Below are 20,114 nucleotides of genomic sequence, written 5' to 3'. Positions count from 1 at the left end.
GTTTTGTTATTAGGTGAGATCCATTAAGGAGAAGTCGCGCTCGAATTGCATTAGGTGCTGGCCACCGTCCACCAAGAGGGTGGTGCCGGTAATCGACGCGTTTTCTAGCGCAAACTTCACCGTGGCCGCCACATCGGCGGCGGTGGACGAGCGGCCCAGCGGCGATATCTGGTGCAGCACGGCAAATTCTTCGTCGCTCAGCATGTGGCTTTTGAGCGTCAGGCCGGGGGCTACGCCCACCACCCGCACATGCGGGGCCAGGGCCTGGGCCAGCATGGTGTTGGCCACTTCCAGCGCGGCTTTTGACAAGGTGTAGCTGAAGAAATCGGGGTTCAGGTTCCACAGCTTCTGGTCTAGCAGATTCACCACCGCGCCGACTGCATGGCGCGCTTGCAGGTGGCTGTGCAGGGCCTGGGCCAGCAAAATCGGTGCGCCGGTGTTGCTGCGCAGATGCTGCTCCAGCGCGGCAAAGCCGAAGGTGGCGGCGCTGTCGTGCTCAAAGGTAGACGCGCAATTCACCACCGCATCCACCGCGCCAAAGTGCGCCACCACCTGAGGCAGCAGGGCGCGCACGGCGGCCTCATCCGCCAGATCGGCCTGGAATTTATGGTGTTTTAGGCCGCTAGCGCATGTAATACCTGCGCAGTCAGCTACAGTTTGTATAGCATCTTGCTCCGAATGCCGGTAATGCACCGCCACCTGCCAGCCGCCCGCCGCCAGCGCCAGCGCGATTTCGCGGCCCAGCCGTTTGCCCGCGCCAGTTACCAATGCAGTACGAGCTGGGGGAGGGGGCAGGTTTGGAGGCAACATTCAGAGACAATCTGGGGGTGGAAAAAACACCCCCCAGTTTAACGAGCACGCTCCAAACCGAGATCCGGCAGGCCATTACGTCGTCTGTGGCCGCCGACGGATGGATTCCCTTCGACCAATTCATGGCCCAGGCCCTGTACCACCCCGGTTTGGGCTACTACGCCAACGACCGCCCCAAGTTCGGTAGCCAGGATGCTGACGGCAGCGACTTCGTTACCGCGCCCGAGCTGTCTGGCTTGTTCGGCCAGGCCCTGGCGGCCCAGGTGGCGCAGGCCTTGCAGATAACCGGCACCACCGAGGTGTGGGAATTTGGCGCGGGCTCGGGTGCGTTGGCGCTGCAATTATTGGAAACCCTGGGCGAGCAGGTGCAGCGCTACTGCATCGTCGATGTGTCCGGCACGCTGCGGGCCCGCCAGCAGCTGCGCCTGGCCCGGTTTGCCGACAAGGTGCAATGGGTGACCGAACTACCCGCCACCCTGCAAGCCGTGGTGGTGGGCAACGAGGTGCTGGACGCTATGCCGGTGCAGCTGCTGGCCCGTATCGGCGGCGTGTGGCATGAGCGCGGCGTGGCCTGGTCTGGCCAAGCATTCGTTTGGCAAGACCGTCCCACCGCCCTGCGCCCCCCTGCCGAGATCGACGGCCCGCACGACTACCTGACCGAAATCCACCCCCAGGCCGAGTCCTTCATCCGCACCTTGGCCGACCGGCTCACGCAAGGCGCGGCCTTCTTTCTGGACTACGGCTTTCCCGAGGCCGAGTACTACCACCCGCAGCGCAACACCGGCACCGTGATGTGCCATTACCAGCACCGGTCAGATACCGACCCGCTGGCCCTGGTGGGGCTGAAAGACATCACCGCCCATGTCAACTTCAGCGGCATCGCCCTGGCCGGCCAAGACGCGGGCCTGACCGTGCTGGGCTACACCAGCCAGGCGCGGTTTTTGATGAACTGCGGTTTGCTATTAAAAATGGAGCACGCTACGCACGCAGAACGTGCGCAAGCGCTCAAATTGATCACTGAACACGAAATGGGCGAACTGTTCAAGGTGCTGGCCTTTGGCGCGGGGCCAGAGTGGGCCCCACTGGGCTTTACCCAGGGCGACCGCTCGCACACGCTGTAACCATGTTCCGCTGGCTGCTGGTTATCTTTCTCGCCTTGTTACTGATTGACTGGTTTTCCCCGTTGTTGCAGAAGCTGGGTTTTGGCAGACTGCCGGGCGACTTGCGCTTTCGGCTCTTTGGCAGACCCTGGTTTCTTCCATTCACCACCACTATTGCCCTGAGCCTGGTTGCAGGCCTGGTCGCTAAATTTATCTAACGAAAAGATTCCCATGAAAGCATGCATCGACATCGGCGGCACCAAGGTTGCCGTCAGCCTGGCCAGCGGTAATGACGACCTGCCGGTGCTGCAAGGCCGCCGCACCGAGCCCACCGCCAAAACCGGCAGCAACGACGCGCTGGCGGTACAGATCATCCGCATGGTCCAGGAAACCTGTGTCGAACTGGGGGTAGACCCCGCCAGCGTGCAAAACGCCGGAGTCTCCTCGTGCGGCCCCTTCATCATCAACGACGGCCTGATCGAGCTGGCTGGCCCCAACATCTGCGGCGGCATGGCCGGCCCGGCGCGTGGCCTGCCCAACGACTGGAAAACCGCCTTGCTCGAAGCCCCGCTAGGTGCCCGCTTTGCCCGCGTGCGGATTGAAAACGACTGTGTGGCCGCATTGGAAGCCGAGCGCCGCTGGGGTGCGCTGCAAGGCGTGGACCATTGCGCCTACGTCACCTGGAGCACCGGCATCGGCGTGGGTCTGTGCGTCGATGGCCACGTACTGCGCGGCAAAAACGGCAATGCGGGCCACGCGGGCCACATGTTTGTCAGTGACAACATGGATGCACTCTGCGGCTGCGGCAACGTCGGCGATGTAGAAGGTTTGGTGGCAGGCAACGCCATCGCCCGCCGCTTTGGCCAGGAAGCGCCGGTGCTGTTCCAAGCCGCCCGCGCAGGCGATGCTGCGGCCCTGGAAATCGTCGATAGCCTGTGCCGCGTGCTGGGCCGCGCCCTGTACAACCTGGTGGCCACGCTGGACCTGCAGCGCATTAGTTTGGGTGGCAGTGTGTTTTGGCATAACCGAGAATTTCTGCTGCCGCGCCTGCAAGCCCATATTGATGCCCATTTGCCCGCATTAACCGCCGGTGCAGTGCTGGTGCCCGCCGGATTGGCCGATAAGGTCGGCGATTACGCCGCCGTGGCATTGGCCTGAAAATTGATGTGGTTTGGCTATTTTTTGGATTTAAAAATACCAGCTAACGCAAATAAATACGCTGCGTCGGCTGATTTTTAATTGACTGGTCCGTGGGGTTTTATTTCGACGGTTATAATAAGTTTCTCGATCGTAATCCTCGAAATATCTGGAAAATAAAATGCCAACCTACAAAGAACTTCTAGAGCAACGCGCACTCCTGGAACAGCAAATCAAGCAAGCCCACACGCTTGAAAATGCCGATGCCATTGAAAAAGTAAAAGCCTTGGTGGCCGATTTTGGTTTGACTGCTGATGATATTTTTGGTGCGGGTAAACCCCGTGCTAAATCCGTCACCAAGGTGGCCCCCAAGTTCCGCAACCCTTTGACCGGTGACACCTGGACCGGCCGTGGCAAACCACCAAAGTGGATTCAAAATCTGGACCGCGAGCAGTTTCTGATTGCTTAAGTCCGCTTCTTGCTAGTCCGCATTCTGCGGGCAATAGAAGATATTCAAAAGCCTGGTCCGTTGACCAGGCTTTTTGCATTCTGCGGGGCTGCTTCTAAACATACCATCCCGTGCCCGTGCGCAGATACGGGGCATCAATCCGGCGCTGTTTTTGCATCAATACCCCGCCAAACTTGCGATAAGCTGTTGTTTCAACAAGGTTTCTACGTAAAACCCTTCTTTATTCTCAGGAGCTACGATGCAAAAACTTTACATTGGTAATAAAAATTATTCGTCGTGGTCCATGCGCCCGTGGGTACTGCTTGTGCAGATGGGTATTCCGTTTGAAGAAGTCTATGTGCGGTTTGATTCATTCAACGCCGACTCGCAGTTCAAAGCCACCGTGCATGCGGTGAATCCGGTGGGCAAAGTGCCTGTATGGGTGGACGGTGAACTCGCCGTCTGGGACACATTGGCCATTGCCGAGACCCTGGCCGAGCAATATCCCGATAAAAATCTCTGGCCGCGCGACCCCCAAGCCCGCGCCCGGGCCCGCAGCGTCTGTGCCGAAATGCATTCCGGCTTCAGCGCCCTGCGCAGCCACTGCCCCATGAACATCGAAGCCCATTTGCCCGAGGTGGGCCAGATCATCTGGCGCGACCAGCCCGCCGTGCGCGCCGACGTGGCCCGCCTGGTGGCCATGTGGAGCGCCCTGCTCGATACCTACGGCGGCCCCATGCTGTTCGGTGCGTTCAGCATTGCCGATGCGTTTTTTGCCCCGGTGTGCATGCGCCTGAATGGCTATGCACTGCCGCTGCCGCCCGCCATCCAGGCCTATGTGGACCGTGTCATCGCCCTGCCCAGCGTGCAGGCATGGACCAAAGATGCCTTGGCAGAGCACGACTTTCTCGACTTCGAGGAACCCTACCGGGCCGCTAAACTGGCCTGATGCACATTTATCTTGTCGGCGGCGCGGTCCGCGATGCCTTGTTGGGCCGCACCGGCGGTGACCGCGACTGGGTGGTTGTGGGCGCTACGCCCGAGGCGCTGCTGGCCCAGGGCTACCTTCCGGTGGGCAAAGACTTCCCGGTTTTCTTGCACCCGCGCACCCATGAGGAATACGCCCTGGCCCGCACCGAGCGCAAAACCGCTCCCGGCTACCACGGCTTTGCGGTCCACGCCGCCATCGATGTGACCCTGGAGCAAGACCTGGCCCGGCGCGACCTTACTATTAATTCAATAGCTGCTAGCGCAAGTGAAATAAGCGCTAGTGGCCAATTAGACGTAAATTTTTCGGACCTGACCGATCCCTTTGGCGGCCAGCGTGACCTGCACGCCAAAGTGCTGCGCCATGTCACCGATGCCTTCCGCGAAGACCCGGTACGCATCTTGCGCGTAGCCCGCTTTGCCGCCCGCTTCGCCGACTTCACCGTGGCCCCCGAGACGATGGACCTGATGATTGAGATGGTGGCCGCAGGCGAGGTCGATGCCCTGGTGCCCGAACGCGTGTGGCAAGAGCTGGCCCGTGGCCTGATGGAGCCGCAGCCTTCGCGCATGTTCGCGGTGCTGCGCGACTGCGGCGCGTTGGAGCGGCTGCTGCCCAAAGACCTCGCTACCGACCTGCATGCCATGCCAGTGCTGGATACCGCAGCCCGGCTGCACGCACCACTGCCGGTGCGCTTTGCCTGCTTGGAATGGGGGTCTGACCCCTATTTAATTTTGCGCGTGCCCAACGACTGCCGCGACCTTGCCGCGCTGGTCGCCCGCGAGAAGGGCAACCTCCACCAAGGGCTGGACACCAGCGCCGCTGCCGCCTTGCGTTTATTGGAGCGGGCGGATGCCTTGCGTAAACCCCAGCGCTTTGCGGATGCCCTGCTGGCCTGCGAATGTGATGCGCGGGGGCGTGGGGCAACGGCTTATCCGCTGCGCGCACACTGGCTACAGGTGTTGCAAGCCGCACAGTCGGTAGCCACCGAACCCATCGCCAAAGCGGCCCAGGCCAACGGCGTGCAAGGCCAAGAGATTGGGGTGCTGGTCCATGCCGCGCGGGTGGCGGCGATCAAAGATGCAAGGCTGTGCGATTAACGTGAAAGAACAAACTTTCGTAAGCCGGGGTGCGCGGCATCCCGGCATGAAAGTTAGCTGGCAAGTGGCGGCCCGTCGCTGTCGCCAATTTCCAGCTCGGGCATGCACAGTTTTTGCAGCGACTCCAGCGGCTCGCCGCGCAGGCGTGCCAGGGTCATTTCGGCCAAGGCCACACCGGTAGTGGCGGGGGTGGGTTGCATCACCGCTGTGACCGTGGTGCGCACCACGGAATCGGAACCCAGCCCGTCGTACACGATCACCGACAGGTCGCGCCCCAGCACCAGACCAGAATGCAGCACCGCGTGCAGCGCACCAATACCGGCCAGATTGTTGTCTACCAGCACGGCGGTGGGTCGCTGGGGCAGAGCCAGCAATTTTTGCATGGCGGCATAGCCCGAGCGGCGCTCCAGCGCATTGCGCTGTACCGCCACGGGTTTGATGGGAATGCCCGCCGCCTTCATGCTGGCGCAAAAACCGGCATAGCGCTGGTCGGCAAAGTTGTATTCCGGCGGGGCACCCAAATAGCCCACCCGGCGGTGGCCCAGGCGTAGCAGGCGGTCGGTGGCCATGCGGGCACCGGCCAGGTTGTCGAAATCAAACCAGGCGTACTCGGCGGTCAGCGACTCGGTGCGGCCATACGCCACAAACGCCACATTGCGCGCTTGCAACAGCTCCAGCCGCCGGTCTTGTACGCGGGTGCGCGGCACCACGAACACGCCAATATGGCGGCCGGTGATGGCCCGCTCGTAAGCCGCCAGCTCGTCGTTGGCCGAGGCCGAGACAATCAGCAAGTCCAACCCCGCCTGGGCGAAGCGCTCGCCCATAGACGATGCCACTTGCAAAAACTGCTGGTCACCCAAATCGCCGGTGGTAATAGGAAACACGATGCCCACGGCATCGGCGCGCCCCAGGGCCAAGCCCCGGGCACGGGCATCGGCCCGGTAGTCCATGCGGGCGGCAGCCGCCAACACATCGCGGCGCGTGGCGGCCGCTACTTCGGGGTAGCCGTTCATGGCGCGGCTCACGGTGGTGAGCGACAGGCCGAGTTCTTCGGCGATCCGTTTCAGTGACATCTAAGAAGCGTAGTGGGTGGGGTTGGCGGCCGATAGTAGCCGATGGCGTTGAAATGTAACGGCTTGTGAATGGGGTGGTACTGACGCCTCTGCGCTGGATTGTCGCAATTTCACAACGCAGCGCAGCGCCTCTGGAAAATAAATGGCACCTGCTTTCATGGGTTCATTTTTGTAAATAGACGTTACCGAGTGGCTTGCTCCAGGGTGTTTTGGAAAGGGTGGACCAGCGGGTTAAAAACGGTCAATTTGAGAGGAGAAACCGGGTTTTAGCCCGTCTATGTAACCAATTGGTAACTCTTGCATGCGCATACCGTATACAAAGATGCCAAAAGTAGCTTGGAGGCGGTTCAATTGTCCGACTATTGGGGTTCGTCCTTATCCCTTCCAAAACACAGGCAGCCAAAAATGCGGCAGGTCTGCACATATTCGTTGGCAAGCAGAGGGCTCCGCAAAGCCCCGCCACAGACGCAGATCCATCGCAAAACTTAAAACTTCACAGGAGACTTCCTTGACCCAAACTCTCAAAACCGTTTTCCGCGCCACCGCACTGGCCGCTTTCGCAATGGTGTCTGCCTCTGCTTTTGCGGACTTTGATGCCAACCTGGAATTGGATAGCACCTACCTGAACCAAGACCGTGGCATGAAGCAAAGCGGTCGCGTCGAAGTGAATGCCAGCAAGAAAATGGGTTCTAAATACTTCATGGCTGGCCGTGCTAGCTTGTTGGCGCAAAAGACTGGTGGAACGGCTACCGACGACATGTGGGGTCAGTTCGGCAGCGATGTGGCTGATATTAAATTAGGCCGTTTTGAAGCTGCCAATCTGTACCAAACACCTGGCGATACGCTCGTCAACCATGCCGGTTTCAGTCCTTACAACGCGGGTACTCTGCGTGGCCGTATGGGTTCTGACGTGTTTCATGCTGCTGCAAACTTGAAAATGGGTGGCGGCTTGGGTCTGGAAGTGGGCTTGGTTTCATCTAAGAACGCTGGCCAAGCTACCGGCGTGCGCCCTGTGTTGACTTATGCCAATGGCCCACTGAATTTGGCTGCTGGTTTTGAGTCGGTCAAGACTAACGGAACTTCCGCTGTGGCGTTTGCTGCTGCGACCCCAACATCGTTTCAAGTGAATGCAGTTGCGGCCATTAATTCCGTGACCCGCACTGGCTTCGGCTTGACCGGTGGCTACGATTTTGGCGGCTTCATCCTGACCGCTAACGTGGCATCCGGCAAAACCATTGCCAACATGAAACAACGTGGCTATGGCTTGATTGCCCAAGCCGGTCCAGCCACTCTGGGTGTGTTGATGGGTACGGTTGACGCAGGAGCAGGTGTTGCTGATGCTAAGGTCACCACCGTTTACGCTTCTTACGCCATTCCTTTCTTTGACATCAAGGGTGCCACGATCACCCCAGCCGTGTCTTTGTCCAAGGCCGGTGGCTCCAACACTGCTGCTAACGACAACGGTGTCCGCGTCCGTGTGAACTACGCCTTCTAAGGACCCCGCAGCGCTTGTCGCTGCGCCGCAGGACTGTCGCCTTTGGGCATAGCCCTGTACCTCCTCCAAAACCCACCCCAGCGTGCCGCTCGGGTGGGTTTTTCATTGGGGAAACGGTTCTGGTTGGTGGCAAAAATGGGGTGTGTGTGGCTTTCCTCGGGTAAACCCAGTGTTCAATTCAAAGCGCTTTGAATTTATACTGCACTGGCTTTTAACAGCACCAAAACTTCGGCCTTGTGGGGTGGCGTTAGCTGCCCCACTACCCCGGCAGATATCGAACACAACAGGAGACATTCCATGACAGCAATGACCAAAACCGCAGCCGCCGTGCTGATTAGCTTCGGCGCTTTGGGCGCTATTGGTGCGCACGCAGCGGGCGTCACCGTCACCATTTCTTGCGGCTCCGTGGGGCAGGATTTCGAGTTTTGCAAAAAAGCCGGTGATGAGTGGAGCGCCAAGACCGGCAACACCGTCAAGCACCTGAGCATTCCCCAGTCTTCCAGCGACATCCTGGGCCTGTTCCGCCAGATGTTTGCCGCCAAGGCTACCGATTTGGATGTGTTGTCGGTAGACGTGGTGTGGCCCGGTTTACTGAAAGACCACTTGCTGGACCTGAGCTCTTACGCCAAGGGCGCAGAAAAAGAGCATTTCCCCGCCATCGTGGCCAACAACACCGTGGGCGGCAAGCTGCTGGCCATGCCCTGGTTTACCGATGCCGGTGTTTTGTACTACCGCAAAGACTTGCTGGCCAAGTACAACGAAAAAGCCCCCACCACCTGGACTGAACTAACCGCCACCGCCACCAAGGTGATGGACGGCGAGCGCAAAGCTGGTATGGCCGATATGCAAGGTTTTGTGTTCCAGGCCAAGGCCTATGAGGGCCTGACCTGCGACGGCCTGGAATGGGTGTCCAGCTTCGGCGGCGGCAACATTGTGGACAGCACCGGCAAGATCACCATCAACAACCCCCAGGCTGCCAAGGCCTTGGACACCGCAGCTGGCTGGATCGGCACCATCGCCCCTACCGGCGTGCTGAACTACGGCGAAGAAGAGGCCCGTGGCGTGTTCCAGAAGGGCAATGCCGTGTTCATGCGCAACTGGCCTTATGCCTGGTCGCTGAGCCAGGGTGCCGACAGCCCCGTCAAGGGCAAGGTCGGGGTGGTGGCCTTGCCCAAGGGCGAGGGCGGCAAAACCGCCGCTACGCTGGGCGGCTGGCAGTTGTCGGTCAGCAAGTACTCCAAGAACCCCAAGGAGTCGGCCGATCTGGTGATGTACCTGACCAGCGCTGCGGTGCAAAAAGACCGCGCCATCCGTGGTTCGTATAACCCCACCATTGCCACGCTGTACAAAGACAAAGAAGTGCTGGCCGCGAACCCGTTCTTCGGCGATCTGTATGACACCTTTGTCGGTGCAGTGCCCCGCCCCGCCACCGTGACAGGTGCCAAGTACAACGAAGTGTCCGCCGCTTTCTGGAATGCCACCCACGAAGTGCTGTCCAAGAAGTCCACCGGCGCGGAAAGCGTGAAGAAGCTGGAAGGCAAGCTGAACGCGATCCGTCGCGGGCCTAAGTGGAACTAAGCAGTCTGGACCTGAACAGTCGCTTTCGTTGAACCTCGGGCCGCTGTGTGGACACCATGCAGCGGCCCGTTCAGCCACTAGATCCCCTTGGAGTCTCCATGCGCACCCAAACATCCGAACTGACCCGCGAGCGCACCCGTAGCGCGTGGATATTTCTGACCCCCACGCTGCTGGTCTTGTTACTGGTAGCGGGCTGGCCACTGGGCCGCACCATCTTTTTCAGCTTTACCGATGCGTCGCTAGAGGCGATTGGCGATTCCACCTACAAGATGGTGGGTTTTCAAAATTACTTTGGCGAATATGGTGTATTCAATTTGAATGCCGTCGAGGGCTTCTGGAATACCGATTGGGGTATGGCCATTCGTAATACTTTTAAATTCTCATTCTTTTCGGTCGTCACTGAGACGCTGCTGGGGGTGATTTTTGCCCTGGTGTTGAATGCCAACTTCAAAGGCCGCTCGTTTATCCGTGCTGCGGTGCTGGTGCCCTGGGCCATCCCGACCATCGTCTCGGCCAAGATGTGGGCCTGGATCATGAACGACCAGTTTGGCGTGATGAACGCGCTGCTGCGCAGTGCCGGCATCATCGACCACAACATTGCCTGGACGGCAGACCCTAACTATGCCCTGTGGTCGGTGGTGTTGGTGGACGTGTGGAAAACCACGCCCTTCATGGCCCTGCTGATTTTGGCCGCACTGCAAATGCTGCCCACCGACTGCTATGAGGCCGCCCACGTGGACGGCATCCACCCGGTGCGGGTGTTCTTCAAGGTCACCGTGCCGCTGATCTGGCCGGCCCTGATGGTGGCGGTGATCTTCCGCCTGCTGGATGCCCTGCGGGTGTTTGACATCATCTACGTGATGACCTCCAACAGCGTGGACACCATCAGCATGTCAGGCTTTGTGCGGCGCGAAATTGTGGACAACAACTATGTGGGTTATGGCTCGGCCGCCTCCACGGTGCTGTTCCTGATCATCGGGGCTTGCACGGTGCTGTACCTGAAGCTGTCCAAAGTGGATATGTCGAAATAAGGATGCACACCATGAACTACCAACACCAAAAAATCCTCGGCACCATCGGTTTGTACCTGCTGGTGGCCGTGATCGCGCTGTTTTGCCTGTTTCCGTTTTACTTTGCGATCGTTACCTCGCTCAAGTCGGGCACCGAGCTGTTCAGCTCGTCGCTGTGGCCTGCCGCGCCGTCGTTCAAGAACTACATCGCCATGTTTACCGTGGCCGAGCACCCGTTTGGCCGCCACATCCTCAACTCCTTGATGGTGTCTACGCTGGTGGTGATTGCCTCGCTGTTTCTGGGGGTAACGGCGGCTTACGCGCTGGGCCGCATCCAGTTCCGGGGGCGGGGTCTGCTGCTGCTCACCGTGCTGGCGGTGTCCATGTTCCCGCAGGTGGCGGTGCTGTCGGGCATGTTCGAGCTGATGCAGTTCATTGGCTTCTACAACCACTGGTGGGGCCTGACCCTGCCGTACATGGTGTTCACCCTGCCGTTCACCGTGTGGGTGCTCACCACCTTTGTGCGCGACCTGCCCAAAGAGCTGGAAGAGGCCGCCATCATGGACGGCTGCACCCCCTGGGGCATCATCACCAAGGTGTTTTTGCCGGTGATGTGGCCTGCGCTGGTGACCACCGGCCTGCTGGCTTTCATTGCCGCCTGGAATGAATTTATGTTCGCCCTGACCTTTGTGCTGAGCAACGCCGACCGCACGGTACCGGTGTCGATTTCGCTGATCAGCGGAGCCGATAAATACGAAATCCCCTGGGGCAAGATCATGGCCGCCTCGGTGCTGGTCACCCTGCCACTGATCGGCCTGGTGCTGATATTCCAACGCAAGATCGTCGGCGGCCTCACGGCAGGTGCCGTCAAGGGCTAAACCCCTGCGCGCACCCCCCAGCATCCATTTAAAAATTAGGAGACCTGCATGTCTGAAATCAAATTCCGCGATGTCCACAAACGCTACGCCAGCCACCTGCCCGACACCATTCGCAAGGTCGATCTGGACATCAATAAGGGCGAGTTTGTGGTGTTTGTCGGCCCGTCGGGCTGCGGCAAATCTACGCTGCTGCGCATGGTGGCGGGCCTGGAAGACATCACCAGCGGCGAGCTGAGCATCAACGGCCAGCGCATGAACGAAACCCCACCCTCGCGCCGGGGCGTGGCGATGGTGTTCCAAAGCTATGCGCTGTACCCGCACATGACGGTTTTTGAGAACATGGCGTTTGGCCTCAAGCAAGCCAAAACCGATGCCAATACGGTGGAGCAACGGGTCAAAAAAGCCTCGAAGATTTTGCAGCTCGACCCGTTGCTGACGCGCCTGCCCAAAGAGCTGTCGGGCGGCCAGCGCCAGCGGGTGGCGATTGGCCGGGCCATCGTGCGCGAACCCGATGTGTTCTTGTTTGACGAACCCCTGTCCAACCTGGATGCCTCGTTGCGCGTGCAAACCCGCCTGGAAATCGCCAAGCTGCACAAAGACATCGGCACCGCCAGCATGATCTACGTGACCCACGACCAGGTCGAAGCCATGACCCTGGCCGACAAGATCGTCTTGCTCAACGCCGGTGAACCCGTGCAGCGCGACGGCAGCGTGGCCCAGTGCGGTGCGCCGCTCGATCTGTACCACCACCCGGTGAACAAGTTTGTGGCGGGCTTTATCGGTAGCCCCAAGATGAACTTCATCGCCGCCCGCCTGACGCGCGCCAACGGTGCCAGCGCGGTGGCCACCGTGGCCGAAGTAGAGGTGCATGCTGAAGTCAATGCCAGCCGTATTGCCGCCCATGCCGAGGTCACCATTGGCGTGCGCCCCGAGCATGTGCAGATCGTGCCGTCCGGCGGCCCCAATGTGGTCACCGGCCTGGTGGCCTTTTTGGAGCAACTGGGCGAAGCCAGCTACATCTACGTGCGGCTGGCCGGTGGCGAGCTGGTCACCGTGCGCGAAAGCGGCCAAACCAGTTGCAGCGTGGGCAACCCGGTGCACCTGTATTTGCCACCGCACTGCATGCACCTGTTTGATGAAAACGGTGTCGCCACCCAGCGCACCACCCGGCCTGAAATTCTGGGCCAGCCGCTGGTGGCCGGTGTGTCGATTTCGCGGGCAGCGACCCACGGGTAAGCTTGCGACCCGTAAAGGGTTTTAAGCATAAAAAGAGCTGCTAACGCATATTCTGTATGCGCTAGCAGCTATTTTTTTTGTAGCAGATGTTGCGGGGTGTCCGCAGCGGCTTCAGACCTCTAAATTGTCGATCAAGCGCGTGTTGCCCAGCCGGGCCGCGCCCAGCACCACCAGGGGTTCGTCGGAGGCTGTGGGGGCCAGCAGGTCGCTGCGGCGGCGGGCGGTCAGGTAGTCGGGGGCCCAGCCGCGTGCGCGCAAGCTGTCCAAGGCCTGGGCTTCCAGCGCGGGGATGTCGCAAGCGCCCTGGCGCAATGCGGCTGCCATCGCTTGCAGGGTTTGGGACAGTTGCACCGCCTCGGCACGCTCGGCCGGGCTGAGGAAGCCGTTGCGCGACGACAGGGCCAGGCCGTCGGCATCGCGCTGGGTCGGGCCGCCCACCACGGTGATGGGCAGGGCAAACTGCTGCACCAGGCGGCGGATCACCATCAGCTGCTGGTAGTCTTTTTGGCCAAACAGGGCGGTGCGCTGGCCCTTGGATTCAGAGAACACACAGGTGAACAGCTTCATTACCACCGTGGCCACGCCCACAAAGAAGCCGGGGCGAAACTGGCCCTCCAGCAGGTCCGCCAGCGCCGGGGTGGGCTGGACCTTAAAGGTTTGCGGCTCGGGGTAGAGCACCTTCTCCTTTGGTGCAAACAGCACGTCGCAACCGGCATCTTTGAGTAAGGTGCAGTCGCGCTCCCAGGTGCGCGGGTAGCTGTCGAAGTCTTCGTGCGGCAAAAATTGCAGGCGGTTCACAAAGATGCTGGCCACCGTCACATCGCCCAGCGGCTTGGCCTGGCGCACCAGGGCCAAGTGCCCGGCGTGCAGATTGCCCATCGTGGGGACAAAGGCGGGGTGCTGGTGGGCGCTGAGGTGGGCGCGGAGTTCTTCTATGGTGTGGGCAATGCGCATGGGACGTGGGGCAAGGGGCAAAAATTACCAGGCGTGCTGGCTGTTGTCGGGAAAGCTGCCGTTTTTGACGGCTTGCACATAGGCTTCCATCGCGCCCCGCACGCTGGGGGCATCCAGCATGAAATTGCGCACAAAGCGCGGCATCTTACCCAAGTTGATGCCGAGCATGTCGTGCAGCACCAGCACCTGGCCAGCGGTGTCTTTGCCCGCGCCGATGCCGATGGTGGCGCAGTGGGGCAGGGCGGTGGTGAGCTCGGCGGCCAGCGGGGCGGGCACCATCTCCAGTACCACCATCGCGGCCCCGGCGTCTTGCAAGGCGTGGGCGTGTTGGCGCAGGGTGCTGGCGGCGGCATCCGACTTGCCCTGCACCCGGTAGCCGCCCAGCGCATGCACGGTTTGCGGGGTTAGCCCCAGGTGGGCGCACACCGGGATGCCGCGCTCCACCAAGAACTGCACGATCTCGGTGGTCCAGCCGCCGCCTTCGAGCTTGACCATGTGCGCGCCCGCCTGCATCAGCACGCCCGCGCTGCGGATGGCCTGTTCGCGGCCCTCTTGGTAGCTGCCAAACGGCAGGTCGGCAATCACCCAGGCGGTGGACTGGCTGCGCAGCATGCCGCGCACCACGCTTTCGGTGTGGTAGCGCATGGTCTCCAGGCCCACGCCCACGGTGCTGTGCAGGCCCTGGCAGACCATGCCCAGCGAGTCGCCCACCAGGATGCATTCGACCCCCGCTGCATCGGCCACGGCGGCAAAGGTCGCGTCGTAGGCGGTCAGCATGGTGATTTTTTCGCCACGCTGGTGCATTTCGGCCAGGCGCGGCAGGCTGATGGGCTTGCGCTGCGCCGGGGTGCTGGTGGGCGGCAGGGTGCCGTAAGGGGAGGCAGAGGGGGATGGGGTGGCGGTGTTCATGGCAGTTCCTTGCTGGCATCGGGGGCATTAACGGCCAGCGGGCCGACCAGGCCCAGCCGGGCTTTCAGCGACTGGGGTTGGCCGGTCAGGATGGCGGCGTAGTTGGTGGTGTTGGAGAGCACTTTTTTCACGTAGTCGCGGGTCTCGGTAAACGGCACATTCTCGGCCCACACCGCCGCCTCCAGCACCGGCCCGTTGCGCCACACACGGGGGCGGCTCGGCCCGGCGTTGTAGGCGGCGGCGGCCATCGGCATGGAGCCCGCAAAGTCGTCCAGCACCAGCTTCAGGTAGCCGGTGCCGATGGCGATGTTGGTGTCGCGGTCGGTGATCTGGTCGGGGGTAAAGCTGGTCAGGCCGATCTTTTTGGCGGTCCAGCGGGCGGTGGCGGGCATTACCTGCATCAGGCCGGATGCGCCCACGCCGGAGCGCGCGTCCATGATGAAGCGCGACTCCTGGCGGATCAGGCCGTACACGTAGGCCGGGTCCAGGCTGATGGCCTGGCTGCGCTGCACCACGCTGGTTTGATGCGGCATGGGGAAGCGCTGCGCGAAGTCCATCACGCCCTTGGTGCGTTCGCTGGTGTTGATGCAGCGGTCCCACACCTCGCGCTGGCAGGCCAGGTCGGCGGCGGCCAGCAGGGCGCGGTCGTCCATGCCGCCACGCTCGTGCAGGTTGGTGCTGTAGTTCCATTCGCGGTTGCCTTCGCTGCGCAGGCCCAGCTGGATGGCGGCCAGCGCGCGTTGCAGGCCGGGGTTGGCGCTGGCGGCGGATTTTTCTTCGGGTGTCAATGCGGCGGGGCGGGGCGGTACGGTGGTTTTTTGGCCCAGTTCTTCCAGCGCCAGTTGCTCGTAGAAGCCGCGCACGCTGGCAATGCTGTCAAACAGGCGCTTGGGCTCCACCCGGTCCAGGTCAGACAAAGCCTGGGCTTGCAGGGCGCGGCCCTTCCAGTAGACCCAGGCGGGGTCGGCCTGCGCGTCTTTGCCCATGGCGTTGACGGCGCTGGCCACCTCTTTCCAGCGGCCCCCGCGCAGGGCGCTGCGCACCCGCCAGGCCAGCATGTCGTCGCTCAGGTCGTTGTTGTCGGTGACGTGGCCGTAGTACTCGCTGGCCGTGGCCGACAGGCGCGTGGCGGCCTGCTTGCCGATCACGCCCCAGGTCCAGTTGCGCTCCTCGGCGGTGAGCTGGCTGCTCCACTTGTTGTCGAGCAGCGTGGCGGCGTTGTCGGGGTCGGCGATGGCGATCTTGGTCAGCGCCAGTACCACCATTTCTTTGCGCACCCGGCCCAGGGCGATGGCTTTGCTGCTCAAGAATTTGATAGCACTGTCGTTAATGTCTGCCAGCGCGGGCAGCGATTCGGGCGAGATGATTTCCAGCGCTTTGGCGGCCATGCGCGGGCGGTTCGCCTCGATGCCCAGCCGGGCTTTGCGCCAGATGTCTTGCGGGCTGAGCTTTTTGGCGGCAAACAAATGGCTGGCGGCCTGGGTGCAGCCGTCGTCGGCCTCGCGCTGGGCGAGCCAGTTTTTGCGTACCTCGTCGGCCAGGGCGGGCGGGCTGTTGGCACCTTGTTTGATCTGGTCGATCAGCAGGGCGTAGCAGCGCACTTCGCGGTCGTCGGCCATGCGGTAGCGGCTGTATTCGTCGGCAAAGGTGGTCCAGTCGCGGCGCTGGCCCAGCAGCAGCAGCCAGTCGTTGCGCAGCCGGTCTTCCTGGTAGCTGCCGGGGAAGCGCGTGGCAAACATCTGCATGTCCAGCGTGGTCATGTCTTCCAGCCGCTGCTTTTGCTCCCAGTAGGCGGCCCAAGGCTCTAAAAGGTGGCCGCGCACCTGGGGCAGCAGGGCGCTGAGGCGCTTGCGGTCGCCTTTTTTGAAGGCCTGGGCCATGTCCACGAGGGTGGCATCGCCCGCTGGGTCGGGCCTGGGCTGGCTGCAGGCGGCGCCAGTAAAGGCGATGCCGAGGGCGAGGGTGATCGGTGTCAGAATGGCTGGAAATTGCATGTGGGGATTATGGACAACCAAATGAACGACAAAGCCCAGGACAAAAAAGCCCTGCGCCAAGCACTGATTGAACAACGCCTGGAGCTGCCCGACCGGCTGGAGCGCTCTGATTTGCTGCAACGCGTGATGCGCATCTGGCTGGTGGGGCGGCCCGACGCGGTGATCGGGGCCTATTGGCCCATCAAGGGCGAATTTGACCCCCTGCCCGCCCTGCACCGCTGGAAGGAAGACGGCGAACTGCTGGACGGCCCGCAGCTCAAGCGCATCGGCCTGCCGGTGGTCAACAAGCTGCACAAAACCATGACCTTCCACGCCTGGTATCCCGGCTGCCCGATGGAAGAAGACGCCTACGGCATCCTCAAACCCAAAGCCACCGAGCTGGTCACGCCCACCTTGCTGTTTGTGCCCTGCGTGGGCTACGCGGCAGGGGGCTACCGGCTGGGCTACGGCGGCGGTTTCTACGACCGCATGCTGTCCACGCTGGAACCCAAACCCTTCACCGTGGGGCTGGGTTTTACCAATGGTTACCTGGACGATTTCGAGCCCGAAGCGCACGACGTGCCGCTGGATGCGATCTTGAACGACAACGGAGTGGTCTGGCCGGTAGGTTAGAGGACTAGGCACACCCCCAGGCTACAGCGCAAGCGCTTTCCGCCAACCCCCTTGGCAAGGGGGCAACAGCAGCAGCCTGGCAAAGCCAGTTCTGCGCTGTTCGCGAAGGGGCATCGCTTCGCTTGCCTTGTAGGGGGCAGGGTGGCGAATACTCGAATTTATGAGAAAAAGGCTGCTAGCGCATATTCCACCTGCGCAAGCAGCTATTTTTAATATAGCAAAAAAACTCTCAGTCAAAGTGGTCCACCGTATCCGGGTCCGGCCCATCCCCAATCGCCGTACGCGTGGCTTGCGCCTGTAGCAGCAGCCAGGCACAGAAGGCCTTGATCTCGGGCCTTGCCGCGCTGCGGGGGCCGACCACCAGCCAGTAGGCCATCGGCGAGTCCAGCCGCATGTGGGGCAATATTTCGACCAGATCGCCGCTGGCCAGGCTGTCGGCAATCAGCGGCATGCGGGCCAGGGCCACGCCTTGGCCGGTGAGGGCGGCCTGGGCGATCTGGTGGGCGTAGTTGAAGTGCATCCAGCGTTTGGGCTCCAGCTTGTGCAGCTGGTGCATCTCGAACCAGCGCTGCCAGGTCAGCCATTCCAGGTGCTGGGTGCGGTGCGAGTCGCCCGCCTCCAGCAGGGCGAAATGGGCCAGGTCTTCACCCCGGGTCAGTTTTTTGCCGGTTTTCAGCAGCCAGGGGCTGGCCACGGCGGTGAGTTGTTCGCCAAACATACGTATCGCACCGGGTGGCACGGTGTCGGGCATGGCGTAGCGCAGCGCCAGGTCTACGTCGGAGGTGTCCAGGTCCACCAGGTTGTCGGTGGCGTCGATACGGATGTCGATGTCGGGGTACTCGGTCTGGAAGGCTTCCAGCCGGGTGATCAGCCACATCGAGGCAAACGAGGCCCAGGTGCTGATGGCCACGCTTTTGCGCCCGGCGCTGCGCCGAATCATGCGCACCGTGCTGTCCAGCTGCTCCAGGTTTTGGCCCACGGTGCGCATCAATTGCGCGCCTGCACCGGTCAGCTCCACGGCCCGGGTGTGGCGCAGAAACAGGGCCACGCCGACCTCGTCTTCCAGTGCCTGGATTTGGCGGCTCACGGCCGATTGCGTCAGCGACAGCTCTTCTGCCGCCGCCCGAAAGTTCAGCAGCCGGGCCACGGCGGCAAAGGCGCGCAGCTGGCCCACGCCGATGGGGCGGGTGCGCAAATGGGTTTGGGTGGTGTGCATAGGGGCATCCATTTTCAGATCAATTCGAGATTAGACGCGAAGCCGCAGACAGTGCTTTAGCACGGCAAGGCGAAGCAACGACATATTCGGATTGATCTGGGAATGGATGCGGGATTCATGCGGTTTGGGAATCAATAGCCTAACCCGTTTTCATTGGACCCTGCGGTCTTTGGGCGCGATGATTCTTCTACTGCAACAAATTACCAGGAGCCTGCCATGTTTACCGCCTTCACTTCCTCTTCCATCCCGTCCGCTGCGGCATTGACGACCTGCTGGAAGCTGGACGCGGGCCAGGCCACCCGTTTGCAGCCGCGCCAGGCGGGCGTGTTCCGCGTGGCCCAGGGGCGGGTGTGGGTGACCATCAGCGGCACGGTCGATCTGCTGGGCGACCATGTTTTGCAGGCCGGTGATAGCCTGCCTCTGCAAGCCGGTCAGCGGCTGGTGGTGGAGCCACTGGCATCCGATGCGCCCGTGTTCTTCAGCTGGGAACCCGTGGCCGAGGTGGTGTGGGATGGCCGCCGCGAGGCCCGCAGCGCCGGTGCCCAGTGGCGCGGCGGTGTGGTGCAGCCCAGCCGCGAACTGGCGCAGGCACTGCATTCGGCGGCGGCCGCTGCCGGTCGACTGGTGCTGGGGCTGGTCGGCCTGGGCGATTATTTGGTCGTGGGCCGGGGCCGGTCTGTGTAAACCGATTGCTCCTAAATTAAGAGCTACTAGCGCAGGTACTACCTGCGCTAGTAGCTCTTTTTATTTGGAAGCGTCAAATCTAAAGCTGGACACGGTGATGCCGCCAAAGACGTTGTCCTCGTGGTAGACACAGGTGGCGGCATCGCCCTCGGCGGCGCCCAGGGCCACCATCAGCGGCAGCAGGTGCTCTTCGCGCGGATGGGCGATGCGGGAGGCGGGAGGCGGGGGCGGCGGTCCAGTCCAGCAGGCGGGCTTTGCGCTCGGCGGGGCTGGCGGCCACCACGGTGTCTTGCAGCCATTGGTCAAAGGCCATCGACGGGGCCTTGCCCGGCGGGCCAAACTGGCGCAGGTTGTGGTAGCTCAGGCCGCTGCCGACGATCAGCACGCCCTCGTCGCGCAGCGGGGCCAGCGCCCGGCCCAGCGCGATGTGCTCGGCGGGGTCGAGGCCGGTTTTCAGGGAGAGTTGGAGCACGGGCATGTGGGCCTCGGGGTACATCACCACCAGCGGGCAGAAGCAGCCGTGGTCAAAACCGCGCTGCGCGTCCAGCCGTGCGGGTAGCCCGGCACCCACCAGCAAGCTGTGGATGCGCAAGGCCACATCCGGTGCGCCGGGGGCCGGGTAGACCACCTGGTAGGTGTGGGCTGGAAAGCCGCCGTAGTCGTACAGCATGCCGGGCTGGGGGCTGGACATGGTGCTGAAGGCGCTTTCCTCCCAATGCGCGGACACCACCAGGATGGCCTTGGGCGCGGCGTATTGGCGCGGCATGTCGGCCAGCGACGTAGCCAGCCCGCGCATGGCCTCCCGCATGTTGTCCATATACGGCCACGGCCCGCCGCCGTGGGAGATGAAATAGGTGGGCAGGGTGGTAGTCATGCCGTATTAAACCCGCTCCAT

19 protein-coding genes and 1 pseudogene are annotated in these 20,114 nt (G+C 61.9%); 13 read left to right on the top strand and 7 right to left on the bottom strand.

Features of this window, described 5'->3' with window-relative positions; translation table 11 throughout:
* Positions 1 to 9: 9 nt before the first annotated feature.
* Positions 10 to 810: an SDR family oxidoreductase gene (locus AC0969_RS10500; RefSeq protein ID WP_479624094.1), complete on the bottom strand. Its 801-nt coding sequence runs from the start codon at positions 808 to 810 to the stop codon at positions 10 to 12.
* Here AC0969_RS10500 and AC0969_RS10495 point away from each other — a divergent pair.
* From AC0969_RS10495 to AC0969_RS10470, 6 genes are all read left to right on the top strand, one after another.
* Positions 768 to 1,931: a class I SAM-dependent methyltransferase gene (locus AC0969_RS10495; protein ID WP_479624093.1), complete on the top strand. Its 1,164-nt coding sequence runs from the start codon at positions 768 to 770 to the stop codon at positions 1,929 to 1,931. The genes AC0969_RS10500 and AC0969_RS10495 overlap by 43 nt on opposite strands.
* Before the next feature lie 2 nt (positions 1,932 to 1,933).
* Positions 1,934 to 2,128: a DUF2905 domain-containing protein gene (locus AC0969_RS10490; RefSeq protein ID WP_479624092.1), complete on the top strand. Its 195-nt coding sequence runs from the start codon at positions 1,934 to 1,936 to the stop codon at positions 2,126 to 2,128.
* Positions 2,129 to 2,141: 13 nt separating this feature from the next.
* A complete protein-coding gene (locus tag AC0969_RS10485) occupies positions 2,142 to 3,068 on the top strand; it encodes an ROK family protein (protein ID WP_479624091.1) in 927 nt (308 codons plus the stop codon).
* A 160-nt stretch (positions 3,069 to 3,228) separates the two neighbouring features.
* Positions 3,229 to 3,516, top strand: coding sequence for an H-NS histone family protein (locus AC0969_RS10480; RefSeq protein WP_479624090.1), 288 nt, complete (start codon positions 3,229 to 3,231; stop codon positions 3,514 to 3,516).
* Positions 3,517 to 3,754: 238 nt separating this feature from the next.
* Entirely contained in the window at positions 3,755 to 4,444 is a 690-nt protein-coding gene (locus tag AC0969_RS10475) for a glutathione S-transferase family protein (protein ID WP_479624089.1), read from the top strand.
* A complete protein-coding gene (locus AC0969_RS10470) occupies positions 4,444 to 5,580 on the top strand; it encodes a tRNA nucleotidyltransferase/poly(A) polymerase-related protein (protein WP_479624088.1) in 1,137 nt (378 codons plus the stop codon). The genes AC0969_RS10475 and AC0969_RS10470 overlap by 1 nt, the downstream gene beginning before the upstream one ends.
* 53 nt (positions 5,581 to 5,633) lie before the next feature.
* Here AC0969_RS10470 and AC0969_RS10465 read toward each other — a convergent pair whose 3' ends face one another.
* Entirely contained in the window at positions 5,634 to 6,653 is a 1,020-nt protein-coding gene (locus AC0969_RS10465; protein WP_479624087.1) for a substrate-binding domain-containing protein, read from the bottom strand.
* Between the two features lie 508 nt (positions 6,654 to 7,161).
* On the opposite strand from AC0969_RS10465, the gene AC0969_RS10460 reads away from it, so the two are divergent.
* From AC0969_RS10460 to AC0969_RS10440, 5 genes are all read left to right on the top strand, one after another.
* Positions 7,162 to 8,148 carry a hypothetical protein gene (locus AC0969_RS10460; RefSeq protein WP_479624086.1) on the top strand — a complete coding sequence of 329 codons (987 nt, stop codon included), beginning with the start codon at positions 7,162 to 7,164 and terminating at the stop codon, positions 8,146 to 8,148.
* 297 nt (positions 8,149 to 8,445) lie between these two features.
* Positions 8,446 to 9,726: an ABC transporter substrate-binding protein gene (locus AC0969_RS10455; protein ID WP_479624085.1), complete on the top strand. Its 1,281-nt coding sequence runs from the start codon at positions 8,446 to 8,448 to the stop codon at positions 9,724 to 9,726.
* Positions 9,727 to 9,824: 98 nt separating this feature from the next.
* Complete coding sequence (locus AC0969_RS10450; RefSeq protein WP_479624084.1) at positions 9,825 to 10,757, top strand: carbohydrate ABC transporter permease; 933 nt, start codon at positions 9,825 to 9,827, stop codon at positions 10,755 to 10,757.
* A gap of 11 nt (positions 10,758 to 10,768) precedes the next feature.
* Positions 10,769 to 11,614 (top strand): carbohydrate ABC transporter permease, encoded by an 846-nt coding sequence (locus AC0969_RS10445; protein WP_479624083.1) that lies wholly within the window; start codon positions 10,769 to 10,771, stop codon positions 11,612 to 11,614.
* Positions 11,615 to 11,662: 48 nt separating this feature from the next.
* Positions 11,663 to 12,850 carry an ABC transporter ATP-binding protein gene (locus AC0969_RS10440; protein ID WP_479624082.1) on the top strand — a complete coding sequence of 396 codons (1,188 nt, stop codon included), beginning with the start codon at positions 11,663 to 11,665 and terminating at the stop codon, positions 12,848 to 12,850.
* Positions 12,851 to 12,961: 111 nt separating this feature from the next.
* Here the strand turns inward: AC0969_RS10440 and panC are convergent, their stop codons facing one another.
* Genes panC through AC0969_RS10425 form a run of 3 tightly spaced genes read right to left on the bottom strand, consistent with a single transcriptional unit; the run spans position 12,962 to position 16,707 of the window.
* Complete coding sequence (gene panC / locus AC0969_RS10435) at positions 12,962 to 13,804, bottom strand: pantoate--beta-alanine ligase (RefSeq protein ID WP_479624081.1); 843 nt, start codon at positions 13,802 to 13,804, stop codon at positions 12,962 to 12,964.
* Positions 13,805 to 13,828: 24 nt separating this feature from the next.
* A complete protein-coding gene (panB, locus tag AC0969_RS10430; protein WP_479624080.1) occupies positions 13,829 to 14,713 on the bottom strand; it encodes a 3-methyl-2-oxobutanoate hydroxymethyltransferase in 885 nt (294 codons plus the stop codon).
* Positions 14,710 to 16,707, bottom strand: a complete 1,998-nt coding sequence (locus AC0969_RS10425) for a lytic transglycosylase domain-containing protein (protein WP_479624079.1) — start codon at positions 16,705 to 16,707, stop codon at positions 14,710 to 14,712. The genes panB and AC0969_RS10425 overlap by 4 nt, the downstream gene beginning before the upstream one ends.
* 21 nt (positions 16,708 to 16,728) lie before the next feature.
* Here AC0969_RS10425 and AC0969_RS10420 point away from each other — a divergent pair, with 21 nt between their 5' ends.
* Positions 16,729 to 17,319, top strand: a complete 591-nt coding sequence (locus tag AC0969_RS10420; RefSeq protein ID WP_479624078.1) for a 5-formyltetrahydrofolate cyclo-ligase — start codon at positions 16,729 to 16,731, stop codon at positions 17,317 to 17,319.
* Positions 17,320 to 17,548: 229 nt separating this feature from the next.
* Here AC0969_RS10420 and AC0969_RS10415 read toward each other — a convergent pair whose 3' ends face one another.
* The gene (locus AC0969_RS10415; protein ID WP_479624077.1) at positions 17,549 to 18,535 is read right to left on the bottom strand and encodes a LysR substrate-binding domain-containing protein; all 987 of its coding nucleotides are present in this window, start codon (positions 18,533 to 18,535) and stop codon (positions 17,549 to 17,551) included.
* Positions 18,536 to 18,751: 216 nt separating this feature from the next.
* Between AC0969_RS10415 and AC0969_RS10410 the strand changes: the two genes are divergently transcribed.
* The gene (locus AC0969_RS10410) at positions 18,752 to 19,219 is read left to right on the top strand and encodes a DUF2917 domain-containing protein (protein ID WP_479624076.1); all 468 of its coding nucleotides are present in this window, start codon (positions 18,752 to 18,754) and stop codon (positions 19,217 to 19,219) included.
* A 60-nt stretch (positions 19,220 to 19,279) separates the two neighbouring features.
* Here AC0969_RS10410 and AC0969_RS10405 read toward each other — a convergent pair.
* Positions 19,280 to 20,093: pseudogene (locus tag AC0969_RS10405) on the bottom strand (DODA-type extradiol aromatic ring-opening family dioxygenase).
* Positions 20,094 to 20,114: the final 21 nt, after the last annotated feature.

The sequence above is a fragment of the Rhodoferax sp. LB1P47 genome, from assembly GCF_056521445.1.
The sequence above is the reverse complement of the archived record's forward strand: the minus strand, read 5'-3'. Positions and strand labels throughout refer to the sequence as shown.

What these genes read in the sequence shown, in the direction of transcription:
- AC0969_RS10425 (WP_479624079.1), bottom strand. Translation starts at nt 16,707, where the DNA reads ATGCAATTTCCAGCCATTCTGACACCGATCACCCTCGCCCTCGGCATC.
- panB (WP_479624080.1), bottom strand. Translation starts at nt 14,713, where the DNA reads ATGAACACCGCCACCCCATCCCCCTCTGCCTCCCCTTACGGCACCCTG.
- AC0969_RS10495 (WP_479624093.1), top strand. Translation starts at nt 768, where the DNA reads ATGCAGTACGAGCTGGGGGAGGGGGCAGGTTTGGAGGCAACATTCAGA.
- AC0969_RS10485 (WP_479624091.1), top strand. Translation starts at nt 2,142, where the DNA reads ATGAAAGCATGCATCGACATCGGCGGCACCAAGGTTGCCGTCAGCCTG.
- AC0969_RS10415 (WP_479624077.1), bottom strand. Translation starts at nt 18,535, where the DNA reads ATGCACACCACCCAAACCCATTTGCGCACCCGCCCCATCGGCGTGGGC.
- AC0969_RS10450 (WP_479624084.1), top strand. Translation starts at nt 9,825, where the DNA reads ATGCGCACCCAAACATCCGAACTGACCCGCGAGCGCACCCGTAGCGCG.
- AC0969_RS10440 (WP_479624082.1), top strand. Translation starts at nt 11,663, where the DNA reads ATGTCTGAAATCAAATTCCGCGATGTCCACAAACGCTACGCCAGCCAC.
- AC0969_RS10475 (WP_479624089.1), top strand. Translation starts at nt 3,755, where the DNA reads ATGCAAAAACTTTACATTGGTAATAAAAATTATTCGTCGTGGTCCATG.
- AC0969_RS10465 (WP_479624087.1), bottom strand. Translation starts at nt 6,653, where the DNA reads ATGTCACTGAAACGGATCGCCGAAGAACTCGGCCTGTCGCTCACCACC.
- AC0969_RS10470 (WP_479624088.1), top strand. Translation starts at nt 4,444, where the DNA reads ATGCACATTTATCTTGTCGGCGGCGCGGTCCGCGATGCCTTGTTGGGC.
- AC0969_RS10480 (WP_479624090.1), top strand. Translation starts at nt 3,229, where the DNA reads ATGCCAACCTACAAAGAACTTCTAGAGCAACGCGCACTCCTGGAACAG.
- panC (WP_479624081.1), bottom strand. Translation starts at nt 13,804, where the DNA reads ATGCGCATTGCCCACACCATAGAAGAACTCCGCGCCCACCTCAGCGCC.
- AC0969_RS10455 (WP_479624085.1), top strand. Translation starts at nt 8,446, where the DNA reads ATGACAGCAATGACCAAAACCGCAGCCGCCGTGCTGATTAGCTTCGGC.
- AC0969_RS10420 (WP_479624078.1), top strand. Translation starts at nt 16,729, where the DNA reads ATGAACGACAAAGCCCAGGACAAAAAAGCCCTGCGCCAAGCACTGATT.
- AC0969_RS10410 (WP_479624076.1), top strand. Translation starts at nt 18,752, where the DNA reads ATGTTTACCGCCTTCACTTCCTCTTCCATCCCGTCCGCTGCGGCATTG.
- AC0969_RS10490 (WP_479624092.1), top strand. Translation starts at nt 1,934, where the DNA reads ATGTTCCGCTGGCTGCTGGTTATCTTTCTCGCCTTGTTACTGATTGAC.
- AC0969_RS10500 (WP_479624094.1), bottom strand. Translation starts at nt 810, where the DNA reads ATGTTGCCTCCAAACCTGCCCCCTCCCCCAGCTCGTACTGCATTGGTA.
- AC0969_RS10445 (WP_479624083.1), top strand. Translation starts at nt 10,769, where the DNA reads ATGAACTACCAACACCAAAAAATCCTCGGCACCATCGGTTTGTACCTG.